5 protein-coding genes and 2 tRNA genes are annotated in these 4,913 nt (G+C 58.5%); 2 read left to right on the top strand and 5 right to left on the bottom strand.

Annotation, left to right across the window (positions count from 1 at the left end; genetic code table 11):
* Positions 1-79: 79 nt before the first annotated feature.
* Both ACRAUW_RS16765 and ACRAUW_RS16760 read left to right on the top strand, forming a co-directional pair.
* Positions 80-156 (top strand) — tRNA-Arg (locus tag ACRAUW_RS16765).
* Positions 157-184: 28 nt separating this feature from the next.
* Positions 185-261 (top strand) — tRNA-Arg (locus ACRAUW_RS16760).
* Positions 262-605: 344 nt separating this feature from the next.
* On the opposite strand, the gene pbpG is transcribed toward ACRAUW_RS16760, so the two are convergent.
* The 5 genes from pbpG to ansB all read right to left on the bottom strand — a co-directional run bounded on the left by pbpG (position 606) and on the right by ansB (position 4,886).
* Positions 606-1,433 (bottom strand): D-alanyl-D-alanine endopeptidase, encoded by an 828-nt coding sequence (gene pbpG, locus ACRAUW_RS16755; protein WP_431363185.1) that lies wholly within the window; start codon positions 1,431-1,433, stop codon positions 606-608.
* A gap of 158 nt (positions 1,434-1,591) precedes the next feature.
* Complete coding sequence (locus ACRAUW_RS16750) at positions 1,592-2,257, bottom strand: DedA family protein (protein WP_431363184.1); 666 nt, start codon at positions 2,255-2,257, stop codon at positions 1,592-1,594.
* Positions 2,258-2,275: 18 nt separating this feature from the next.
* Positions 2,276-3,568, bottom strand: a complete 1,293-nt coding sequence (locus tag ACRAUW_RS16745; RefSeq protein WP_431363183.1) for a hemolysin family protein — start codon at positions 3,566-3,568, stop codon at positions 2,276-2,278.
* A complete protein-coding gene (locus ACRAUW_RS16740) occupies positions 3,531-3,767 on the bottom strand; it encodes a hypothetical protein (protein ID WP_431363182.1) in 237 nt (78 codons plus the stop codon). The genes ACRAUW_RS16745 and ACRAUW_RS16740 overlap by 38 nt, the downstream gene beginning before the upstream one ends.
* A 60-nt stretch (positions 3,768-3,827) precedes the next feature.
* Positions 3,828-4,886, bottom strand: coding sequence for an L-asparaginase 2 (gene ansB / locus ACRAUW_RS16735; protein WP_320545466.1), 1,059 nt, complete (start codon positions 4,884-4,886; stop codon positions 3,828-3,830).
* Positions 4,887-4,913: the final 27 nt, after the last annotated feature.

Raw genomic sequence — 4,913 nt, 5'->3', positions numbered from 1 at the left:
ACCTGGCTACGAACCAGGTGGTCAGAGGTTCGAATCCTCTCGGGCGCACCATATTTCAAGCAGTACCAAAAGTTTGTGAGCGCCCGTAGCTCAGCTGGATAGAGTACCTGGCTACGAACCAGGTGGTCAGAGGTTCGAATCCTCTCGGGCGCACCATATTTCAAGCAGTACCAAAAGTTTGTGAGCGCCCGTAGCTCAGCTGGATAGAGTACCTGGCTACGAACCAGGTGGTCAGAGGTTCGAATCCTCTCGGGCGCACCATATAGGCAGCCTCGACTTCGGTCGGGGCTGTTTTTTTTATGGGCGAGATTTAGCTTTTTGGTACGGAGCCGTGTTCGCGTTATCGTGGCCGGATCACCCATCCAGTCTGTTCTTGTCCTCTTTTTGGCCGCCTTCTGTTATTGCGTTGCGACCTTCGGAACGGTGTAACCCCTTGCCACCCTTTGCCTCATCTATAGGCGCCTTGTATGCCTGCTGTTGCAACGGCAGATGCCGCGCAGCTCATCACTCAGGGTTTGGCTATCAACATCCTGCAAAGCCTGCTGAGGCGTTCTGCGGGCAATAAAAAAGGATGCCGCGGCATCCTTTTGTGTTGAGATATTTACTCAGCTTTTCAACCATTTGCGAATGCGGTTGGCATCGCCGATGGGGGTGCGTTTGCCCACCGAGTTGAGCAGTACGATGGCAAGTTCGCGGCTGTCCGGTTTGGCGCGCATCACCAGACAGCGGCCCGCTTCGTCAGTGAAGCCGGTCTTGGAGAGGCGTACGTCCCAATCCGGGTTTTTCACCAGCGGGTTGGTGTTGTTGAACATCAGGCTGTAGGCGGGGGCGCTGAAGCGCATCTCCCGGTTCTCATCCTGAGTGAACTGGCGGATCAACGGCTGACGATAGGCGGCGGCGGCCAGCTTGCCGAGATCCTGGGCGGTGGAGACGTTGCGGGTGGAGAGGCCGGTGGAGTCGTAGAAGTGGGTATTACGCATTCCCAATTGTCTGGCCTTGTTGTTCATGGCTCGCACGAAGGCGCTGCGACCGCCCGGATAGTGACGTGCCAGTGCCGAGGCCATCCGGTTTTCGGAGGACATCAGCGCCAGGTGCAGGGCATCGCGACGGGTCACCTTGGTGCCCATGCGGATGCGGGAGTGGGTGTGTTTGACCCGATCCAGATCGTTCTTGTCGACCGTGATGGTCTGGTTGAGGTTCTGTCTGGCGTCCAGCACCACCAGCGCAGTCATCAGCTTGGTAAGGGAGGCGATGGGGCGTACCCTGGTGGCATTCTTCTGGTAGAGCGTCTTGCCCGTTTTTACATCCACGACCAGGGCGCTGCTTGAGCGTATTTCCAGTTTGGTTGGGTTGGGTGTGGCGCTGACCACAGGCAATCCCAGCATTCCTATCAACCCGACAACCAGCGCAGCTGCGCGAATACGACACCACATACAACCGACTCCATTCCCATCCAAAAAAAGGCGCTAGATTCACTCATTTTTACCCTGGCTTGACAAGGGCCGAGCGGGACTATTTCTGCTATTTGCGCAAATAGTCGATCAAAAAAGCCCTCTGGCGAGGGCTTTGGGGTCAGGTGTCGTATGCAGGATCAATCCCGCAGCCGTGCAGCCTTGCGTTTGCAGATCCAGCGCCACACCAGCGCCACCATGCCGCCTAACAGCAGTACCACCGGTAGATAGATGATGATGTTGAAGAATTGGGTCTGGTATTCGGCTGCCAGCTTGGTGTGGCTCAGGTAGTAGCCAAACCCGACCAGCGGGCAGATCCACATGATGGAGCTGACTAGATTGACGATGAGGAAGCGCCCCTGTGGCAGCTCGGTAGCGCCAACGATATAGGGGTAGGCGGTACGCACGAAAGCGATATAGCGAGCGGTGATCAGGGTGATAATCCCGTACTTGTCCAGCAGGTGATAGACCCTCTGCTGGTGTCGCTCTTCCACATGGGACATCAGCCGATGGTAGAGCTGGGTATGGCCAAGAAATCGCCCCTGCATGTAACCGAGCCAGGTGCCGACAAAGGTGGCCATGATCAGCAGCGGGATCACCCCGAGAGAGAGTACATCCTGATAGATGAGGACGCCGGTGAGGATCAACAGGCTGTCACCGGGCAGAAAGGCGGTAGGGATGAATCCGTTTTCCAGTATCAGAAACGTCAAAATCACACCACAGATCATGAAGGCCATTCTGGGATCGGAAAGTGTGTCCAGATCGTGATTCATAAAGGCGTGAGCCAGTTGGTAAAACTGCTCCATACTTGCAAACTCCTCAGGTTAGCTGGGTTGATCGGTCAAGGGCATGGCGAGCACCTTGTCGATGCGCAGACCATCCATGTCAACAATTTCCAGTTGCCACTGTTCCAGTGTTACCAGATCGCCGGTTTGTGGAACACGACCAAGGAGCAGCATGATAAGCCCTCCGAGGGTGTGATAGTGATGTTTTTCTTCTTCCGGCAGACGAACCAGCTCCAGACAGTCCTTCAACTCCGGTAGCGGGATCAGGCCATCGAGCAGCCAGCTGCCGTCGGCGCGCTGGAAGGCCCAGTTATCGCAGCCATCCTCCTGCTGGAAATCTCCCGCCAGCGCTTCCAGCAAATCCTGCTGGGTAACCAGCCCCTGCAGCTCGCCATATTCGTCCACCACCAGCACCATCTGTTCGCTGTGGGTGCGGAAGTGGTTGAGCAGCTCGACGCCGTTGAGGGTTTCGGGCAGCAGGCTGCAATCCTCGGTCAGGGCAGCCAGATCGATGGGCTCCCCCTTGATGTAGGCGTGCAGTACCTTGCTGACGTTGATGACCCCCACCAGGTCTGACAGGCTGCCATCGCAGACCGGGAAGAAGCTGTGGCGATACTCCTCCAGCCGTTGCAGGTTGGCCTCCAGCGGCAGTGCCAGATCCAGATAGCGGATATCGCTGCGCGGTACCATCAGGGAGGAGAGGCTGCGTTCATCGAGACGGAAGACGTTGCGCAGCATGGTGTGCTCATGATCCTCGATCACTCCGGCTTCCGATCCCTCGACCAGCATGGCATGGATCTCCTCCTCGGTGACGTTGGCGTTGCCATTCTGGTCAACCCGCAACAGCTGCAGGGTTGTGTTGGTGGAGGTCGACAGCAGCCAGACGAAGGGGCGGGTCAGGGTGGCGAGCCAGTGCATGGGTCGGGCCACCAGACAGGCGATGCGCTCTGCGCTGAGCTGGCCCAGCCGCTTGGGTACCAGCTCCCCCACCACGATGGAGAGGTAAGTAACCACCACCACCACGATGATGGTAGCGATCAGGCCACTACTCTTGGCCGGGAGCCCCCACTCCTGCAACCAGAGGGAGAAGGGCTGGGCCAGCAGGGATTCGCCGTAGATACCGTTGAGCAGACCTATGCTGGTAATGCCGATCTGGACGGCAGAGAGAAAATGGGTCGGGTCTTCGCCCAGTTTGAGGGCAATGGCGGCTGAGCGGTTGCCCTCAGAGGCAAGCTTGCCGAGACGAGCCTTGCGTGCGGTGACGATGGCGATTTCTGACATGGCGAAGACGCCATTAAGCAAAATCAATCCCAGCAGGATCAATATTTCCATACAGCAACAGCACTCCTTGAGTGGATAAGATCGCTGGCAGTGTAATGAATTTGGCGGCGATGCGCTTGTCAAAGCGGGTGATCCGGCTCGCTAATTTGATGACAGCGCTCTGCGGTGGCTGAAAAAGATGGCCGGAAAAGGGAACGACGACCCCGCCAAACGGCGTAATGGGCGAGGCGGGTGCTTGGCGAAGTGGCATGGCAGGATGGAAAAGGGCGGGAAGCCCCGCCCTTGCTTATCACTTGTCAGACAACCGTTATCAGAACTGCTGGAACCAGCGCTGGATCTGGGCCGGATCCTTGCTCTGGGTCAGGGAGAGCATCAGCAATACCCGCGCCTTTTGCGGGTTGAGGGTCTCGGCGGCCACGAAGCCGTACTTGGCATCATCGATCTCGGCATCCAGTGTGGTGGCTCCGGTCGGCACGCGGGCGGAGCGCACGACACGAATGCCGTCCTTGCTCGCCTTGGCCAGGGTATCGAACAGGGTGTGGTAAAGGTTGCCGTTACCCACTCCGGCACTGACGATGCCATCGAACTTGGCATCCACCATCGCCTTGGCAGGCAAGTCGGTGGCGTTGGCGTAGCTGTAGACGATGCCCACTTGCGGCAGCTTGTCGAGCTTGCTCACGTCAAACGGCGTCTTGCTGGTGTGCAGACGGGCCGGGCTGCGCTGATAGTCGATCTTGCCGTTGTGGATGTAACCGAGCGGGCCAAAGTTGGGGGAGGCGAAGGTCTGCACGCCTGTGGTGTTGGTCTTGGTGACGTCGCGGGCATCCAGCACGGTGTCGTTCATCGCTACCATCACGCCACGGCCCTTGGAGGCGGGGTCGGAGGCGGTCACCACGGCGTTGTAGAGGTTGAGCGGGCCATCGGCACTCATGGCGGTGGAAGGGCGCATGGCGCCGACCAGCACCACCGGCTTGTCGCTCTTGACGGTCAGATTGAGGAAGTAGGCGGTCTCTTCCATGGTGTCGGTGCCGTGGGTAATGACAATGCCATCCACGTCATCCTTGGCCAGCAGCTCGTTGACCCGCTTGGCTAGCTTGAGCCACACCTCGTCGTTCATATCCTGGGAGCCGATCTTCACCACCTGCTCACCCTGCACGTCAGCGACGTTCTTCATCTCGGGAACGGCGGCGATCAGGGTTTCGATGGCCACCTTGCCTGCCTCGTAGTTGGACTGGGTAGCCGACTGGCCTGCCCCGGCAATGGTGCCACCGGTCGCCAGAATGTGCACGTTGGGCAGCGCCATGGCCATGGGGGAGAGGGTCAGGCCGACGACGGCGGCGAGCAGGGTCTTGCGGATCGGTAGGGTCATGCTGCAAATCCTTATGGTTGGAATAAT

Source organism: Aeromonas sp. (assembly GCF_050633025.1).
In the GTDB taxonomy this organism is placed as follows: Bacteria; Pseudomonadota; Gammaproteobacteria; order Enterobacterales; family Aeromonadaceae; genus Aeromonas.
Note: the sequence above shows the minus strand (reverse complement) of the source record. Positions and strands in the feature narration are given on the sequence as shown.

What these genes read in the sequence shown, in the direction of transcription:
- pbpG (WP_431363185.1), bottom strand. Translation starts at nt 1,433, where the DNA reads ATGTGGTGTCGTATTCGCGCAGCTGCGCTGGTTGTCGGGTTGATAGGA.
- ansB (WP_320545466.1), bottom strand. Translation starts at nt 4,886, where the DNA reads ATGACCCTACCGATCCGCAAGACCCTGCTCGCCGCCGTCGTCGGCCTG.
- ACRAUW_RS16750 (WP_431363184.1), bottom strand. Translation starts at nt 2,257, where the DNA reads ATGGAGCAGTTTTACCAACTGGCTCACGCCTTTATGAATCACGATCTG.
- ACRAUW_RS16740 (WP_431363182.1), bottom strand. Translation starts at nt 3,767, where the DNA reads ATGCCACTTCGCCAAGCACCCGCCTCGCCCATTACGCCGTTTGGCGGG.
- ACRAUW_RS16745 (WP_431363183.1), bottom strand. Translation starts at nt 3,568, where the DNA reads ATGGAAATATTGATCCTGCTGGGATTGATTTTGCTTAATGGCGTCTTC.